A 16,383-nucleotide genomic window follows, 5' to 3' on the forward strand; every position below is an offset into this window, starting at 1 on the left:
TCGCGTTGGCGACCTTTTTTGATTCATCATTTGATTTCCGAAAACAGAAAATCAAATGATAACCGTCCGTTCCTCTGGATCTTTACGATCAAGGTAATGGATGGATTTTATCCGGCGAATGGTCCGGCAGCGGCCGCGGATAAGCAGGGTTTCTGTGGTTGCAATGTTACCCTGGCGGGTAATGCCTTCCAGCAGATCCCCTTTCGTTATGCCTGTCGCGGCAAAAATGACATTATCGCTTTTTACCATGTCTTCCATTGCCAGTATCTTATTGGCTTCAACGCCCATTTCTTTACAGCGTCTCAATTCGTCTTCGCCTAACTTCCGGTTTTCTTCGGTATCACCTTTCACATCATGACGGGCAAGCAGGCGGCCATGCATATCACCATCGAGAGCGCGAATGACAGCAGCAGAGACAACGCCTTCCGGAGCGCCGCCGATGCAATACATCATGTCGACTTCACTATCTGGCATACAAGTCAGTATTGAGGCCGCCACATCACCGTCCGGCACGGCAAAGACGCGGACACCAATGCTTTGCATTTCCTGGATGACCTTATCATGGCGAGGTTTGGCCAGAGTTATGACGGTTAGTTCATGGAGTGCTTTGCCCAGTGCGTTAGCAACATTCTCTAAATTTTCTTTCAAAGGTTTGCTCAGATTGATGCAGCCTTTTGCGCCCGGACCGACAACCAGCTTTTCCATATACATATCCGGGGCTTTCAGAAAACCGCCTTTGTCAGCGGCAGCTAAAACAGCAAGAGCATTTGACTGTCCCATTGCTGTCATACGGGTGCCTTCTATCGGGTCGACGGCGATATCAACTGCATCGCCACCCAGCCCGACTTTCTCACCGATATACAGCATTGGAGCATCATCGATTTCTCCCTCGCCAATGACAATTTCACCGTCAATTTCTGTTTTATTGAGCAAACTGCGCATTACTTCTACTGCTGCGCCGTCTGCGGCATTTTTATCTCCACGACCCAGCCATTTATAACCAGCCAGTGCCGCACCTTCAGTGACGCGTGAAAATGCCATCGCCAATTCGCGTTTCATGCTAACTCCAAGTAAAGAGAGGATCGAAAAATTGTGCGTTGAATTCTAGCATAACCAGAAGCAAACGTTTGGCCTTTTGGGGCACGTGATTTGTATTTGATCAAAATGATGTCATTTAGATCCGTGGGTTGGCCGAAAACGCTATCGAAAGTAAAGAGCGTGTCAATTTGCGCTTTTTTTTTAAGCGAATAGCGCGAATATTCAATATAGAGCGTGTGTATCCGGAACGGCGTGAGTAGAATAGGGCGTATTGAGTGTGATGGTAACTCACGAGACTATATTTTTGAGGAGAGACGAATGTCTTTTGAAGTATTAGAACAATTAGAAGCGAAAATCCAGACTGCGGTTGACACAATTACCTTACTTCAGATGGAAGTCGAAGAATTGAAAGAACAGAAACAGGCGCTGGAAAGTGAAGCAAACGAACTGCGTTCCGGCCGTGAAGCGCTGGAGCAAAAAATGCAGAATATGCAGCAGGAACAGACCGCCTGGCAAGAGCGCATTCGTGGCCTGTTAGGAAAAATGGACAACGTAGAATAGAAGAATGCCGACGGTTAAGTCGGCATTTTTGATTTTATCCGTCCCGGAGTCAGACGTTTCTTATGCTGTGGGTCTTACGCCCAATGTATGACAAAGCGCATAAGTCATTTCTGCCCGGTTCAGTGTGTAGAAGTGGAAGTCTTTGACACCTTCTCGACATAAAATTCTAACCATATCAATGGCCTGACTCGCTCCGACCAACTGACGGGTGACCGGATCATCATCCAGCCCTTCAAATTGTTTGGCCATCCAGCTTGGGACTTTTACCTGATTCTGCGCGGCAAATTTATTTGCCTGCTTAAAGTTTGATACCGGCAGGATTCCCGGAACGATTTCCACATCAATGCCAGCTGAAACGCAACGATCCCGGAAGCGAAGATAGCTTTCAACATCAAAGAAAAACTGAGTGATGGCCCGGTTAGCTCCGGCATCCACTTTTCTTTTCAGATTAAGCAGGTCGGCCTGAGCGCTTTTGGCTTCCGGGTGAACTTCAGGGAACGCTGCAACTGAGATATCGAAGTCGTGACGGGATTTCAGAAGCGTTACTAAATCGGCAGCATACATTTCGGGTTTACCACCGCCTGGCGGAATATCACCGCGCAGAGCGACAATATTCTGAATCCCATTATTCCAGTAATCTTCAGCGATATTGATAAGTTCTTCACGAGTTGCATCAATACACGTCAGGTGAGGGGCTGCTATCAGACCGGTTTTTTCTTTGATTTCTTTGATAATAGAGTGAGTACGGTCTCTTTCACCGGAGTTGGCACCGTAGGTGACGGACACAAATTTCGGTTGTAATGTTTTCAGGCGGTGTACTGAATTCCACAGTGTTTCTTCCATTTTAGGGCTGCTGGGTGGAAAAAACTCGAAGGACACATTGATGTCGTCCGAAAGTTCAGCGATGTTCTGATTTAGTGCGTCAATGTGACTTGCGTGTGTATAGCCCATAATCACTCTCCGGTTGTGATGTTGCCTGATGTTTGCTCTTCTGACGTTTAGACGTCTATATGTCTAAAGAATGTATTGAAACACTTTCATTGTCAACAATATAAACATGAATAATACTCATGATGTCTTGAGTTTTTTTCACATACAAAAGAAAGAGCCAGAGGCTCCTTCTATTATTGTCTACTTAAAGAAGAGATGACAGTAAATTGATATCCGATTGTATCGCTCCGGCCGTTACCTCCCGGCCTGCGCCGGGTCCGCGTATGACCAGTGGATTGTCTTTATACCATTTACTTTCAATTGCAAAAATGTTGTCACAGGGAAGAAGGTTTGCCAGAGCATGTTCCTGTGGCAGCGCTTCGACACCAACTCTTGCTTTCCCTGATTTATCCAGACGAGCAACATAGCGTAATACTTTACCATCTCTTTGCGCCTCATGAAGGCGTTCAGAAAGCAGTTCATCCAATTGTTGGCAGTTATCCAGAAAATCATCAAGAGAAAGCGGAATAAGCGCATCGGGAACCAATGATTCGACAGATACACTGTCTGGTTCTATTTCCTGCCCGGCTTCACGAGCCAGAATGATTAATTTTCTCATGACATCTGAACCGTCCAGATCGCTTCGTGGATCCGGTTCTGTGAGTCCTTGTTGCCAGGCCAGTTCAACTAGCTGGCTGAATGGAATGGAACCATCATATTGTTGGAATAACCAGGAGAGAGTTCCGGAAAAAATTCCTGACAACGCAATGACTTCATCGCCACTTTCACGAAGATCTTTTACGGTATGGTTGATTGGCAGACCAGCGCCAACCGTAGCATTATAAAGCCAGTGGCGGTTGATTTTTTCAAATGATTCTTTTACCTGATAGTAATAATCGCCCGGAGAGGAACCGGCTATTTTATTGGCCGAAATCAGATGCAATCCCTGTTGGGCTATATCCAGATACTGATTGGACAAATCCTGACTGGCTGTGACATCCAGAACAATGACGTCGTCAAATTTCTCGGTATTACCCAGTTTTAACAGCCATTCGTCGCCATTGTTAGCAATGGCTTTATCTTTAAAATGGATATCTGCCGTTGTGGCATCAATGCCATTTTCATCGTACCAGTACGATTGACTGTCAATGATAGCGATGAGTTCAAAGTTCATGCCCCGACGCTTTTCCAGCTCCGCTTTTTGTTCACCAAAAAGTGACAGCCAGCTTGACCCAATGTTTCCTTTACCACATAAAGCCAGTCCGACTCTTCTTTGCGCCTGAAACAGTTGGCGGTGGATGCCTTTTACTAACGCACAGAGTGGTGCGGAATGGCGTAGAACAGAAACCAGGCTCAAGCCGGTTTGTGATTCAGTGATAAATTCAACAGGAGCCGACTTTAGTTGCTGATAAAAGCCAAAGCAGTGTTGAGCATTATTGGTGACACCTGCACCGACGGCCGCAATGAGGGAATAGCCCTCTTTCAACTGAATATCTGAGTCAATATTCAGTGCCTTGAGGTATTCAAAAGCACCGTTGGCGATTTCACTGGTATAAGCGAGCCGGACTCTTTGCTGATCGGCATGAGCATCTGTAGCTAATGGGGTTAACTGAGCCTTTTGTAACTGCTCGGTAACAGAGGCCAGAAGACGATTGAAGTCATGACCTTTTTCAAACGTCAATTCAAGTAGTATGACATTGTTCAGTGAAGTAATTATTTTTGCTCCCCGGCCGGATGCCAGAACCCGTTCGATGTGCGTGGAACCTGATTCAGGCTGGTAGCTACAACGCAGATGCAGGTCGATGGCACTTTGTGCGACAGGCTGTAAAGTTCTGCTGTGCAGAACCGGGGCGGCTAAGCGGGCAAGCTCACTGGCTTCATCCAGTCTCAGTAAAGGCAGAAGACAGGCATCATCAACGATTCTGGGGTCGGCACTATACACACCGGCAACGTCACTCCAGATAGTAACGCGTTCAACTTCTGATAGTGCTCCGATAATGGTTGCCGAATAATCCGAACCATTGCGGCCGAGAAGTACGGTTTTTCCCTCATCATTCTGTGCAATAAAACCGGTAAATACGATTCTCTGGTGGGCATGCTGAGCAAGGATTTCTTTGATCAGTGGGTACGATTTCGCTTTTTCTATTTCTGGCTGAGTTCCGGCTGGAGCCCTTAAAAAAGTTCTGGAATCTTTTGCGACGGCGACCAAACCATGTTGATTTAGTAAAGAGGCCAGAAGGCGGGATGACCATACCTCTCCATGAGCCAGTATACCCGCGTATTCAAATGAGGAGAGCGGAGCACTGAATTCAGACAGTAAGTTCAGCTCGTCATCTAACTGAGCAAGCAGTACTTGTGCTGATTCACCATCGATTAGATTCTGGATCAGTGAGGACTGAAATTCTTTTATGGTATTCAGTGTTGTCTGAGCAGCTTCTTTATCCAGTGCCAGCTCTTCAGTAAACTGAATCAGGTTATTCGTGGTTTTTCCTGCAGCAGAAACCACGATTAGGTCGTTGGTATGAGAATATTGTTTAAGAATGTCAACGACTCTCAGATAACATTCCGGGTTTGCTAAGCTACTACCGCCAAATTTATGTAGGTGACGAGCTTCCGTCATTATTGAATCTCCTTCGATGACTCAAATGCTTGTTCTAAATCGGCAATAAGGTCGGTCGCATCTTCTAAGCCAACAGACAGGCGTAGTAACTGGTGGGATACGCCTGCGGCTTTTAGTGCTTCTTCGCCCATTGCCCGGTGGGTCATGGTCGCCGGATGACAAATAAGACTTTCTACACCACCAAGAGATTCAGCTAATGAGAATAAAGACAGAGCGTTGACGAAACGTTTTAACTGTTCGTAGCTTCCGGCAAATTCAAAACTGAGCATACAACCAAAACCTGACTGCTGTTTCTGCGCGATGTCGTGTCCCGGATGATTTGGCAGACTTGGGTGGTAGATCGTTTTCACCAACTCATGACTGGATAAAAAGTGAATGATTCTTTGACTGTTTTCTTCGTGGGCACGCATACGTGCACCGAGTGTTCTTAACCCTCTTAGCGTCAGATAGCTGTCGAAAGGGGTGCCGGTTGATCCTATGCAGTTCCCCCACCAGGCCAGCTCTTCCGCATGTTCAGCCGTTTTGGCGATAACTACACCACCAAGAACATCGGAATGTCCGTTGAGATATTTTGTGGTTGAGTGAATGACGAAATCTGCACCAAGAGTGATGGGGTTCTGAAAAATAGGGGAAAGAAATGTATTATCGACAGCGACAAGTGCACCGGTTTTTTTTGCCTGCAGGCATATTTTTTCTATGTCCACCACACGGACTAATGGGTTTGAAGGTGTTTCCAGCAAAATAAGTTTGGGTTTTTCCCTGAGTGCTTCCTGCATTGCACTGTCATCACACTGGTCGATAAACAAAACGTTAAAATCGCCTTTCTGGCTTCTTGAATTAAACAAACGGAAAGTTCCGCCGTAGCAATCACAGGGAGCGATGATCGTATCGCCCGGTTTCAGGAACGTTGAAGCCAGAAGGTTTAGTGCTGCCGTTCCACAATTGGTGATCACTGCGCCTGCTCCGTTTTCCAGCTGTGATAATGCAGACTCTAATAGGCCTCGATTGGGGTTGCCGGAGCGGGTATAGTCGTATTCAGGAACTTCCCCAAAATTGGGAAAACTGTAGTTAGTCGACAGATAAATTGGCGGAACAACAGCATGATGTTGAGTGTCTGATTCGATACCAGTGCGAACGGCAATCGTGGCTGGTTTGTGAGTTGGCATATCGGCTTTCCTTCCTGATTTAGCGGCAATATTAACGCAATGGGCAACGTAACTGAGTTATTATAATTAACAGACGCATTTTAAACTTGTAATTAACAGATACACTTTAAACTTGTCTGCTTGAGACGTCAATACTTCCAGACGTCTATATGTCTTTGCTTATGGCGGTAAATAACGCTAAAATTATCCCCAGTTTTTGAATCAGTATTTTTGCGAGTGAGAGGTTGAAATGGCGGATTGGAATGGCGAGTACATCAGTCCTTATGCTGAACATGGAAAAAAGAGTGAACAGGTAAAAAAAATAACCGTATCGATTCCTCTTAAGGTATTGAAAGTATTAACTGATGAACGTACCAGACGCCAGATTAATAATTTACGGCATGCGACCAACAGTGAATTATTGTGCGAAGCTTTTTTACATGCTTACACCGGTCAGCCTTTACCGACGGATGAAGATTTGCGAAAAGATCGTCCTGATGATATTCCGGCAGAAGTGAAAAAAATCATGACGGAAATGGGAATTGAATTCGAATCTTTTGATGAAGAATGCTGATTAATTGATACTGTATTATATATAAAAAGCAGAGCCGCCCTCATGGGGCGGCTTTTTTTCGTCTGTTTTTATCTGGAGAACATATCGGCCCTCCTTATTTTTAAAAAAAACTAAAATTATAAAAAAATTTTAATAATTCAAATAAATTTTACTTGAACAACAATTCGTGCAAGAGGATGATGAAAAGTGAGACATAGAGCACACATATAAGCTCTAAATACTCAACATAAATAAAATAAATTAGTCAGCTTTTAAAAATTTGGAGGTTATATGAGTAACACGAGTATTGCCTATTTTATTGCGGATACGTTACGCCAGGCCGGTGTTAAACGTATGTGGGGAGTTACTGGTGATTCTTTGAATGGTATCAGTGACAGTTTGAGAAAGATCGGTTCTATTGAGTGGTTGGGTACCCGCCATGAAGAAGTGGCCGCATTTGCTGCAGGCGCTGAATCTCATGTTTCCGGAGAATTGTCTGTGTGTGCCGGTTCGTGTGGACCGGGTAATATGCATTTAATTAACGGGTTATACGATTGTCACCGCAATAAAGTGCCGGTTTTGGCTATTGCTGCCCATATACCATCGTCTGAAATCGGGACGAATTATTTTCAGGAGACCCACCCACAGGAATTATTCAAAGAATGCAGTGTTTTCTGTGAGTTGGTTTCTAATCCGGAGCAAATGCCCTATTTGTTGGAAACCGCAATGCGCCAGGCCATTTTGAATAATGACGTTGCGGTATTAGTTCTGCCTGGTGATGTGGCTTTAAAACCCATGCCTGAGGGGATAAAACCGAAATGGAATGTCCCCAAACCGGCATTTTATCTGCCAGAACCACAAGATCTTGATGAGTTAGCCAACGCATTGAATGGCAGTAAGAAAGTGACTTTGTTATGTGGTGCGGGAACAAAAGGTGCGCACGACGAAATCGTGAAACTGGCCGGTAAATTAAAAGCGCCAATTGTGCATGCATTAAGAGGGAAAGAGTATCTGGAATACGATAACCCTTATGATGTCGGAATGACCGGTTTAATTGGCTTTGCTTCTGGTTACTATGCCATGCGTGAGGCAGATACGGTATTGGTGATCGGAACCAGTTTCCCATACCGGGCCTTCTATCCGGAAAAAGCCCGTATTCTGCAGATTGATAACGATCCGGGCGCTTTAGGCCGACATACCCAGATTGATTTTGGTATTTTAGGGGATACAAAAAGTACCGTAAATGCTCTTTTGCCTCTAATTGGTGATGATCGTTCTGACAAACATCTGAATAGCTGTCTGAAAAATTACAAAGAAGCGAGAAAAGGGCTGGATGATCTTGCTAGTGGGAAAACTTCACATAACCTGATCCACCCTCAGTATCTGGCCAGTCTGATTAGCCAGCAGGCGGCGGATGATGCCGTTTTTACCTGTGATGTTGGTACTCCGACCGTTTGGGCTGCCCGCTATTTAGACATGAATGGTCAGCGCCGGTTAATTGGTTCATTTAATCATGGTTCAATGGCAAACGCGATGTCTCAGGCAATGGGGGTTCAGGCGATTGATCGTAAACGTCAGGTGATCGCCATGTGTGGTGACGGTGGGTTTTCGATGTTGATGGGCGATTTATTGTCACTGAAACAGCTCAACCTGCCAGTGAAGATCATTGTATTCAACAACCGTTCTCTGGGATTTGTGGCAATGGAAATGAAAGCCGGCGGCTATCTGTCGGAGGATACCGACTTAGACAATCCCAACTTTGCTGAAATAGCCGAAGCCTGTGGTGTGAAAGGCATTCATGTTTCTGACCCGCAAGCCCTGCCGGCTGCGATTACGGAAACCCTGAATCATTCCGGCCCTGTTGTGCTTTCCGTTGATACGGCGAAACAGGAGCTGGCCATGCCGCCTCAGATCAAGATGGAACACGCGAAAGGTTTCAGCGTTTATATGATGAAAGCGATCATTAATGGACGCGGCGATGAAATCGTTGAGCTAAGTAAAACCAACTGGATACGCTAATGTTTCTATTTGAGGGCCACCTTTCGCGGCCCTTTTTTGTGGAAACTTTACCGGATAAGGGGTAGGTTAGAATCTGGTTTCCGGTTCAATTATCTGGAGTTTAATTATGATTTACCTGCATCACCTGGAGCGCTCCCGCGCAGACCGAATCGTGTGGTTACTTGAAGAATTAAAGCTGGATTATGATATTATCCATTATAAAAGAGATGAAAAAACAAGTGGGTCACCTGAATCACTGAAAAAGGTTCACCCTCTGGGCAAATCGCCGGTGATTACCGATGGGGAACTGACAGTTGCGGAGTCCGGAGCCATTATTGAGTATCTGATCGATACTTATGACAATGAAAACCGGCTGAGACCTTCAGAAGGGCAGGCATTGCTGGATTATCGTTATTGGCTGCATTTTGCAGAAGGTTCATTAATGCCGTTGCTGGTTATGTGGTTTGTACTCAACATTTCACTGGAAAAACCGATACCATTTTTTATTAAACCCATCATTAAAAAGTATGTAGAGGCGATTAACCGGTATTTTATTGCACCTAGGTTACAACCTCAGTTGGCGTTAGTTGATACTCATTTGAGTAAAAATGACTGGTTTGCCGGCGATTCGTTATCCGGCGCTGATATTCAGATGGTGCTGGCTCTGCAATTTGCAAAAAGTCGGACTGATATGTCCCCTTTTACCGCGATCACCCGCTATCTCGATAAAATTGAAAAAATGGACACTTACATTCAGTCTGTTGAAAAGTCCTGAGATGAAAGCAAAAAAACCGCAGAGAATGTCTGCGGTTTTGTCTGAGTTTATTCAGATGGAATATTAGTTTTCCATGTAGCCTTCCGGCATCGGGATTCTTGCGCTTCCGGAATCAACGGCAGCCTGAGCAACGGCTTTGGCGACTCTTGGTAGTAAGCGAGGATCCATCGGTTTCGGAATGATGTAATCCGGGCCAAAACTTAATTTTTCCACACCAGCGGCTTTCAGCACTTCTGACGGCACTTCTTCTTTTGCCAACTGGCGGATTGCTTCAACAGCAGCCAGCTTCATGTCATCATTAATTTCTTTCGCCCGGACATCCAGAGCACCACGGAAAATGAATGGGAAACACAAGACATTATTCACTTGGTTAGGATAATCAGAACGGCCTGTGCCCATGATCAGATCATTTCGTACTGAGTGTGCGAGTTCCGGTTTGATTTCCGGATCTGGATTGGAGCAGGCGAAAACAACCGGATTTTTTGCCATTAACTGCAGGTTTTCTTGTGAAATAAGGTTAGGACCGGAGACTCCTAAGAACAGATCGGCATCTTTGATGACATCTTCTAATGTACGTTTGTCCGTATTGTTTGCAAACAGCTGTTTGTATTTGTTTAAGTCATCGCGACGAGTGTGAATGACCCCTTTACGATCAAGCATATAAATCTTTTCACGCATTGCACCGCATTTAATTAACAGTTCCATACAGGCAATGGCTGCAGAACCGGCGCCCAGACAAACAATTGTACATTCTTTCAGATTTTTATCCTGAAGTTCCAGCGCGTTAAGCATTCCCGCAGCTGTGACAATAGCAGTACCGTGTTGATCGTCATGGAAGACAGGCACATCGCAGTGTTCAATCAGCTGTTTTTCAATTTCAAAGCAATCCGGCGCTTTAATATCTTCAAGGTTTATGCCGCCAAATGTGTCAGCAATATTAGCTACGGTATTCACAAAGTCTTCCGTTGTGCGGTGTTTCACTTCAATATCGATGGCATCGATATTAGCAAAACGTTTGAAAAGCAAAGCCTTGCCTTCCATTACCGGTTTTGAGGCCGTAGGGCCCAGGTTGCCTAAACCTAAAATAGCGGTGCCGTTTGAAATGACTGCGACGGTATTACCTTTTCCTGTGTACTTGTAAACATTCTCTGGATTTTGAGCAATTTCTCTTACGGGTTCTGCAACACCTGGGCTATATGCTAATGCTAAATCTTCTGCGGAATTGGCGGGTTTGGTTAAGGCTATTTCGATTTTTCCGGGGATAGGGTTTGCGTGATACTCTAATGCTTTGTTTCTTAATATCTCTTCCTGAGATAATTCTTGATCATTGTTATCGGACATGGATTGTCTCTCTTTTCATTGTTATTAATTTATTTGTTTCGTCAGGATATTCTAGATCAGGAGAGGCTTAGTGCATAGGGAAAAAAAAGTTTCAAAAGTGTATAAAAAAAGGCGCTGTGAAAGCGCCTTTTCTGAATCTGTTTAATAACAGCTTATTTTTTACCGCTTGATAAAGCGCCAAAACGTTTGTTGAAGCGATCAACACGGCCGCCTGTATCAACGATACGTTGTTTACCAGTATAGAATGGGTGACATTTATCACACACATCAAGGTGTAGCTGTTCTTTATTCAGAGTAGATTTGAATACGAATGTATTACCGCAAGAGCAGTTCGCTGTTACTTCTCTGTATTCTGGGTGGATACCAGTTTTCATGGGAAACCTCAAATATTGGGCCGTGTCGCCATCCGATTCTGAGCCGGACACCACACGTACAGTTTAAATAATATCAACAAGCAATAGTTTAGCCTACCGCTAAGGCGCGCTATATTAAAGAATCCTTGAGCAGGGATCAACCTATTTTGATGTATTTTTCACCATAGACATAACTCGAATTTCATGAATGCATCGTTTACACTATGTTCTCGTCTTAAAAAGTGATGTGAAATGACGGATGCGTCCCTCCATAGCCCGAATTGCCTTACCCGTTCCGCTTGATCGGTTGTTTGATTATCTGATACCAGAACATTGCTTTCCTGTTATTGGCGGAAGAGTCTCGGTGTCTTTCGGGCGTCAGACACTTATTGGGATTGTCATTGAATTAGCGACTGAATCTGAGCTGGAAAAGAACAAGCTTAAAATGCTTAATGAGGTTATTGATGTTGCACCGGTATGGACAGATTCGTTGTTCTCACTTCTGAAGTGGTGCAGTCAGTATTATCATTTCCCGTTGGGCGATACGCTATCAAATGCCATGCCAACGGCATTAAGGAAAGGCAAAAGTGCGGATGTTCGCCCTCAGTTATTCTGGTCTCTTTCTGAGCAGGGACGGAATAAACTGATGTCTGGCATGGGGCGAGCTGTTAAACAGGCTAAGGTCCTGACGATGCTGACATCGGGCGCCTTACCTCATGAAGCGATGACGGAAGCCGAAATAAGCCGTAACGTGCTGACCACTCTGGAGGATAAAGGGTGGATTTTTTCTGAAAATGTGGTTCCGGAAATCAAGCCCTGGCCGGATAACATTGATAATGATTCGGACAAACCCCGTCTTAATGAAGAGCAGGCGGTGGCGATTGCCAGCATAAACAGTTGTGGTGGATTCGGATGTTTTTTGCTTGATGGTGTGACCGGTTCAGGAAAAACAGAAGTGTATCTTAATGCGATGCAGTCTGTTTTGCAGAAAAAACAGCAGGTGCTGGTACTGGTTCCTGAAATCGGTCTGACTCCACAGACTATCGAGCGATTCCGGCGTCGTTTTAATGTTCCTATCGAAATTTTGCATTCCGGATTAAATGAAACGGAAAGGCTGAATGCCTGGTTGTCTGCGCGTGATGGACACGCCGGGATTATTATTGGCACCCGTTCCGCACTGTTTACGCCGTTTCATCAGTTGGGAATGATCATTGTTGATGAAGAACACGATGCATCGTACAAACAGCAGGATAATCTGCGTTATCACGCAAGGGATATTGCGGTGATGAGGGCGAACAATGAACAGATTCCGATTGTACTGGGGTCGGCAACTCCTTCTTTTGAAAGCATACAAAACGCATTATCAGGTAAATATTTTTACCTGGAGCTAACCAAAAGGGCTGGGAATGCCAAGCCAACAAAAAATCACATCTTAGATATTAAAGGTCTGTATCTGGAAAGCGGATTATCCGCGCCTTTAATAGCCAAAATGAGAGAGCATTTGAATGCGGGAAATCAGGTGCTTCTTTTTTTAAACCGTCGTGGTTATTCTCCGGCACTAATGTGCCATGAATGTGGCTGGATCGCTGAGTGCAAACGCTGTGATGCATATTATACGTTTCACCAGTATACGAAAGAATTGCGTTGTCATCATTGTGGTAGCCAGCGGCCGGTAATTCACCAGTGTCAGGAATGCGGTTCGACTCAAATGGTAACGGTTGGCGTCGGCACAGAGCAGTTAGAAAATCAGCTGACAGTATTGTTTCCTGAATACAGTACTATCCGTATTGACAGAGATAATACCCGGAAAAAAGGCAGTCTGGGGTCGGCACTGGACGAAATCCGTCAGGGAAAACACCAAATATTGATCGGGACGCAAATGCTGGCAAAAGGGCACCATTTCCCGGATGTTACACTGGTTGCGATTCTTGATGTGGACAGCGCGTTATATAGTAGTGATTTCCGGGCAGCAGAGCGTTTAGCTCAGCTTTATATCCAGGTATCCGGGCGGGCCGGAAGGGCAAGTAAGTCTGGGGAAGTCATTTTGCAGACACATCATCCGGAACATGAATTACTCTCTTCTTTACTGAAACACGACTACCGGCAGTTTGCTATGTCTGCTCTGAAAGAGAGAAAGTTGGCACTACTGCCCCCATTTAGTTATCTGACATTATTCAAAGCCGAATCGAATCAGTCTGATACGGCAGAAATGTTTTTGAGACAGGTTCGCCAGACTTTGGAGGTGAATCCATTATTTGATCAGCAGTGTTCAGTCATGGGGCCGGTTCCGGCTCCTATAGCCAAAAAAGCCGGACGTTTCCGGTGGCAATTGTTATTACAGGTAGAGTCCCGTACAGCGATGCAAAAGTTATTGATGAGTTCCGATTATGCGCTGACGCTTTTACCTTTAGCGAAACGTGTCCGGTGGTCCATTGATGTTGAGCCACAAGAATTATCTTAGTTAATTATCAATAGCTTAATTAACTCTCTTTTTCAGGTTTTATCGAGAGGTCAACCTAAGATTATTATATTTTAATGCGATCTTTATCACATTTGTGATGTAAGTTTTGTTACATTGACCGAAAACTTCACAATAGAATGACTTACACTAGACGATGTTTTTGATTAGCTTTCTGATAATTAAGTATCTTTATAATAGTGCTTTGCGTTTTCAGAATTTATGATGAGGTTATTATTTTATGGCAACAATGAAAGATGTTGCTCAACTGGCTGGCGTGTCTACTGCGACTGTGTCACGGGCTTTGATGAATCCGGAGAAGGTATCACCATCGACGCGCAAGAGAGTAGAGGATGCAGTTTTGGAATCCGGGTATTCTCCTAACTCTTTGGCCAGAAATCTGAGGCGTAATGAGTCGAAAACTATTGTTGCTATTGTTCCGGACATTAGTGATCCTTATTTTTCAGAGATCATTCGCGGAATTGAAGATGCAGCCGTTGAGCATGGGTATTTAGTCTTACTTGGCGACAGTAGCCATCAGAGTCATCGCGAAAGTTCTTTTGTGAACCTTGTGTTTACTAAACAGGCTGATGGGATTCTGTTACTTGGTACGGATTTACCTTTTAACGCTAGTAAGGCTGAGCAGAAAAACTTTCCGCCGATGGTGATGGCCTGTGAATATGACCCTGAGCTGGAGCTTCCGACCGTTCATATTGATAATTTAACGTCTGCTTTTGAAATCGTGAATTATCTGACGCAGATGGGGCACAACAAAATTGCGGAAATAAGTGGTCCCGGTACTGCGGCACTGGTTAATTTTCGTCATCAGGGTTATATGCAGGCTTTAAGACGTGCTGGTATCAATATGACACCAATTTATCAGGTTTCTGGTGATTTCACGTTTAAATCCGGCGCGACGGCGATGAATAAACTTCTCAATATGTCAGAACCGCCAACAGCTGTTTTTTGTCATAATGATATGATGGCCATTGGGGCTATTCAGGAAGCGAAGCGCCTGGGATTCCGTGTCCCTCAGGATGTGTCTGTTGTTGGGTTTGATGATATCGTTTTTTCGCAGTATTGTGATCCACCTTTAACGACGGTTTCTCAGCCTCGTTATGAGATTGGTCGTCAGGCTATGTTGATGATGTTAGAAGTTTTGCGTGGACATGACGTTAGAGCCGGGTCCAGATTGTTGGAAACTCGGCTTATTGTCCGGGATAGTGTTTCTGCTCCCCGTTTGGTTTGAAACTAAGCGGGATCATTTATATTAGTAAAAGCCGTAAACAGTAGTTGAGTATACGTCTCGTATTCCTTTAACATACGTGTATCGTTTTTTTTAGAATATCATTTCCAGTGGCTAATCGAGATTATGTAAAGCGGGGCGGGTCCCCAAAGAAGAATTCCACTCGTAAGAAAGCAGTGCCTCGTCGCGGGTTTCCGTGGCGAAGTAGTTTGCTGGCTGTTATTGCAGTCTGTGCATTTGGTTCTTTATTGATTACCTTAAGTGGTCAGCCCGATCCGGAACCTGCGGTGCCCGATTCTGTCATTGTTCCGGCAAAGCCATCTAAGCCTGTCACGAAAAAGAAAAAAGAAGTGTTGCCACCGCCGCCGACTGAAAAATGGGAATATGTAAAATCATTACCCAATCGGGAGATTAAAGTGAAGCCTAAAGAACTTCCTGTTTCCGAAATTCCGTATGTAATGCAGTGCGGCGCGTATAAAACATTACATCAGGCTGAAGAACGTAAAGCAAAAATTGCCTTTCAGGGATTGGTTAGTAAAATTCGCAAGAAAGAAAACAGCAACTGGTACCGTGTGGTACTGGGACCTTATAAATTTAAGCGCGAAGCCGAGAAAGATAAGCATCGCTTACAGAGAGCTAAAATAGAACCTTGTGCTATCTGGAAAGATACCCAGTAAGTTCTGATTGTCATTGTTAAGAAAAGGGGAATTCTGGTCGGTAACACTTGAATTCCTTTTTTTGCATCCTCATATAAGTTTCTAACACATTGAGTGAAGAAAACAGAAAGAGGTCAGCTCGTGACTACTATTGTATCAGTTCGTCGTAATAATAAAGTTGTCATCGCAGGCGATGGGCAAGTGTCGCTTGGGAATACAGTGATGAAAGGTAATGCACGTAAAGTTCGTCGCTTGTATAACAACAAAGTTCTGGCCGGTTTCGCGGGCGGTACGGCTGATGCGTTTACTTTGTTTGAACGATTTGAAAGCAAACTGCAGATGCACCAGGGGCATCTGACAAAAGCCGCTGTCGAGTTGGCAAAAGACTGGCGTAGTGACAGAGCATTAAGAAAGCTTGAAGCTATTCTGGCCGTTGCTGATGAAACGGCTTCTTTTATTATCACCGGTAACGGAGATGTGGTTCAGCCAGAGAATGATCTGATTGCGATTGGCTCCGGTGGTAATTTTGCCCAGGCGGCAGCCACAGCATTACTGGAAAATACGGATTTAGATGCGAAAGTCATTGCAGAGAAAGCATTGACGATTGCAGGTGATATTTGTGTGTTTACTAACCAATTTCATACGATTGAAGAACTAGAAATACCAGAAGGTACTGTTCCGGCATTGCCTCAGGGTGATAATTAAACCG

14 protein-coding genes are annotated in these 16,383 nt (G+C 44.6%); 8 read left to right on the plus strand and 6 right to left on the minus strand.

Translation table 11 applies throughout. The features are described 5' to 3' along the window. Nucleotides 1-51: 51 nt before the first annotated feature. Complete coding sequence (gene glpX / locus LRQ06_RS08460; RefSeq protein WP_232765931.1) at nucleotides 52-1,059, minus strand: class II fructose-bisphosphatase; 1,008 nt, start codon at nucleotides 1,057-1,059, stop codon at nucleotides 52-54. 297 nt (nucleotides 1,060-1,356) lie between these two features. On the opposite strand from glpX, the gene zapB reads away from it, so the two are divergent. Then, on the plus strand, nucleotides 1,357-1,599 hold the full coding sequence (zapB, locus tag LRQ06_RS08465) for a cell division protein ZapB (protein ID WP_232765932.1): 243 nt from the start codon (nucleotides 1,357-1,359) through the stop codon (nucleotides 1,597-1,599). A 60-nt stretch (nucleotides 1,600-1,659) separates the two neighbouring features. Here the strand turns inward: zapB and metF are convergent, their stop codons facing one another. The 3 genes from metF to LRQ06_RS08480 all read right to left on the minus strand — a co-directional run bounded on the left by metF (nucleotide 1,660) and on the right by LRQ06_RS08480 (nucleotide 6,315). Then, nucleotides 1,660-2,550: a methylenetetrahydrofolate reductase gene (gene metF, locus LRQ06_RS08470; protein ID WP_232765933.1), complete on the minus strand. Its 891-nt coding sequence runs from the start codon at nucleotides 2,548-2,550 to the stop codon at nucleotides 1,660-1,662. 184 nt (nucleotides 2,551-2,734) lie between these two features. Then, nucleotides 2,735-5,149, minus strand: coding sequence for a bifunctional aspartate kinase/homoserine dehydrogenase II (locus LRQ06_RS08475; RefSeq protein WP_232765934.1), 2,415 nt, complete (start codon nucleotides 5,147-5,149; stop codon nucleotides 2,735-2,737). Then, nucleotides 5,149-6,315, minus strand: a complete 1,167-nt coding sequence (locus LRQ06_RS08480) for an O-succinylhomoserine (thiol)-lyase (RefSeq protein ID WP_232765935.1) — start codon at nucleotides 6,313-6,315, stop codon at nucleotides 5,149-5,151. Before LRQ06_RS08480 ends, LRQ06_RS08475 begins: the two co-directional genes overlap by 1 nt. 229 nt (nucleotides 6,316-6,544) lie before the next feature. Here LRQ06_RS08480 and metJ point away from each other — a divergent pair, with 229 nt between their 5' ends. From metJ to LRQ06_RS08495, 3 genes are all read left to right on the plus strand, one after another. Next, nucleotides 6,545-6,868: a met regulon transcriptional regulator MetJ gene (gene metJ / locus LRQ06_RS08485; protein WP_232765936.1), complete on the plus strand. Its 324-nt coding sequence runs from the start codon at nucleotides 6,545-6,547 to the stop codon at nucleotides 6,866-6,868. Between the two features lie 270 nt (nucleotides 6,869-7,138). Continuing rightward, complete coding sequence (gene poxB, locus LRQ06_RS08490; protein WP_232765937.1) at nucleotides 7,139-8,866, plus strand: ubiquinone-dependent pyruvate dehydrogenase; 1,728 nt, start codon at nucleotides 7,139-7,141, stop codon at nucleotides 8,864-8,866. A 106-nt stretch (nucleotides 8,867-8,972) separates the two neighbouring features. Next, a complete protein-coding gene (locus tag LRQ06_RS08495; protein ID WP_232765938.1) occupies nucleotides 8,973-9,620 on the plus strand; it encodes a glutathione S-transferase family protein in 648 nt (215 codons plus the stop codon). 63 nt (nucleotides 9,621-9,683) lie between these two features. Here LRQ06_RS08495 and LRQ06_RS08500 read toward each other — a convergent pair whose 3' ends face one another. Both LRQ06_RS08500 and rpmE read right to left on the minus strand, forming a co-directional pair. Further along, a complete protein-coding gene (locus tag LRQ06_RS08500; protein WP_232765939.1) occupies nucleotides 9,684-10,961 on the minus strand; it encodes a malic enzyme-like NAD(P)-binding protein in 1,278 nt (425 codons plus the stop codon). A 152-nt stretch (nucleotides 10,962-11,113) separates the two neighbouring features. Continuing rightward, complete coding sequence (gene rpmE / locus LRQ06_RS08505; protein WP_232765940.1) at nucleotides 11,114-11,335, minus strand: 50S ribosomal protein L31; 222 nt, start codon at nucleotides 11,333-11,335, stop codon at nucleotides 11,114-11,116. Between the two features lie 238 nt (nucleotides 11,336-11,573). Between rpmE and priA the strand changes: the two genes are divergently transcribed. From priA to hslV, 4 genes are all read left to right on the plus strand, one after another. After that, on the plus strand, nucleotides 11,574-13,775 hold the full coding sequence (priA, locus tag LRQ06_RS08510; RefSeq protein WP_232765941.1) for a primosomal protein N': 2,202 nt from the start codon (nucleotides 11,574-11,576) through the stop codon (nucleotides 13,773-13,775). Nucleotides 13,776-14,013: 238 nt separating this feature from the next. Continuing rightward, nucleotides 14,014-15,021: a DNA-binding transcriptional regulator CytR gene (cytR, locus tag LRQ06_RS08515; RefSeq protein WP_232765942.1), complete on the plus strand. Its 1,008-nt coding sequence runs from the start codon at nucleotides 14,014-14,016 to the stop codon at nucleotides 15,019-15,021. Between the two features lie 107 nt (nucleotides 15,022-15,128). Continuing rightward, the gene (locus tag LRQ06_RS08520) at nucleotides 15,129-15,695 is read left to right on the plus strand and encodes an SPOR domain-containing protein (RefSeq protein ID WP_232765943.1); all 567 of its coding nucleotides are present in this window, start codon (nucleotides 15,129-15,131) and stop codon (nucleotides 15,693-15,695) included. Nucleotides 15,696-15,815: 120 nt separating this feature from the next. Next, complete coding sequence (hslV, locus tag LRQ06_RS08525; protein WP_232765944.1) at nucleotides 15,816-16,379, plus strand: ATP-dependent protease subunit HslV; 564 nt, start codon at nucleotides 15,816-15,818, stop codon at nucleotides 16,377-16,379. Nucleotides 16,380-16,383: the final 4 nt, after the last annotated feature.

The organism is Vibrio salinus (genome assembly GCF_021272385.1).
In the GTDB taxonomy this organism is placed as follows: domain Bacteria; phylum Pseudomonadota; class Gammaproteobacteria; order Enterobacterales; family Vibrionaceae; genus Vibrio; species Vibrio salinus.

Excerpts from the sequence above, each read along its gene's own strand:
- glpX (WP_232765931.1), bottom strand. The coding sequence starts at position 1,059 with ATGAAACGCGAATTGGCGATGGCATTTTCACGCGTCACTGAAGGTGCG.
- zapB (WP_232765932.1), top strand. The coding sequence starts at position 1,357 with ATGTCTTTTGAAGTATTAGAACAATTAGAAGCGAAAATCCAGACTGCG.
- metF (WP_232765933.1), bottom strand. The coding sequence starts at position 2,550 with ATGGGCTATACACACGCAAGTCACATTGACGCACTAAATCAGAACATC.
- LRQ06_RS08475 (WP_232765934.1), bottom strand. The coding sequence starts at position 5,149 with ATGACGGAAGCTCGTCACCTACATAAATTTGGCGGTAGTAGCTTAGCA.
- LRQ06_RS08480 (WP_232765935.1), bottom strand. The coding sequence starts at position 6,315 with ATGCCAACTCACAAACCAGCCACGATTGCCGTTCGCACTGGTATCGAA.
- metJ (WP_232765936.1), top strand. The coding sequence starts at position 6,545 with ATGGCGGATTGGAATGGCGAGTACATCAGTCCTTATGCTGAACATGGA.
- poxB (WP_232765937.1), top strand. The coding sequence starts at position 7,139 with ATGAGTAACACGAGTATTGCCTATTTTATTGCGGATACGTTACGCCAG.
- LRQ06_RS08495 (WP_232765938.1), top strand. The coding sequence starts at position 8,973 with ATGATTTACCTGCATCACCTGGAGCGCTCCCGCGCAGACCGAATCGTG.
- LRQ06_RS08500 (WP_232765939.1), bottom strand. The coding sequence starts at position 10,961 with ATGTCCGATAACAATGATCAAGAATTATCTCAGGAAGAGATATTAAGA.
- rpmE (WP_232765940.1), bottom strand. The coding sequence starts at position 11,335 with ATGAAAACTGGTATCCACCCAGAATACAGAGAAGTAACAGCGAACTGC.
- priA (WP_232765941.1), top strand. The coding sequence starts at position 11,574 with ATGCGTCCCTCCATAGCCCGAATTGCCTTACCCGTTCCGCTTGATCGG.
- cytR (WP_232765942.1), top strand. The coding sequence starts at position 14,014 with ATGGCAACAATGAAAGATGTTGCTCAACTGGCTGGCGTGTCTACTGCG.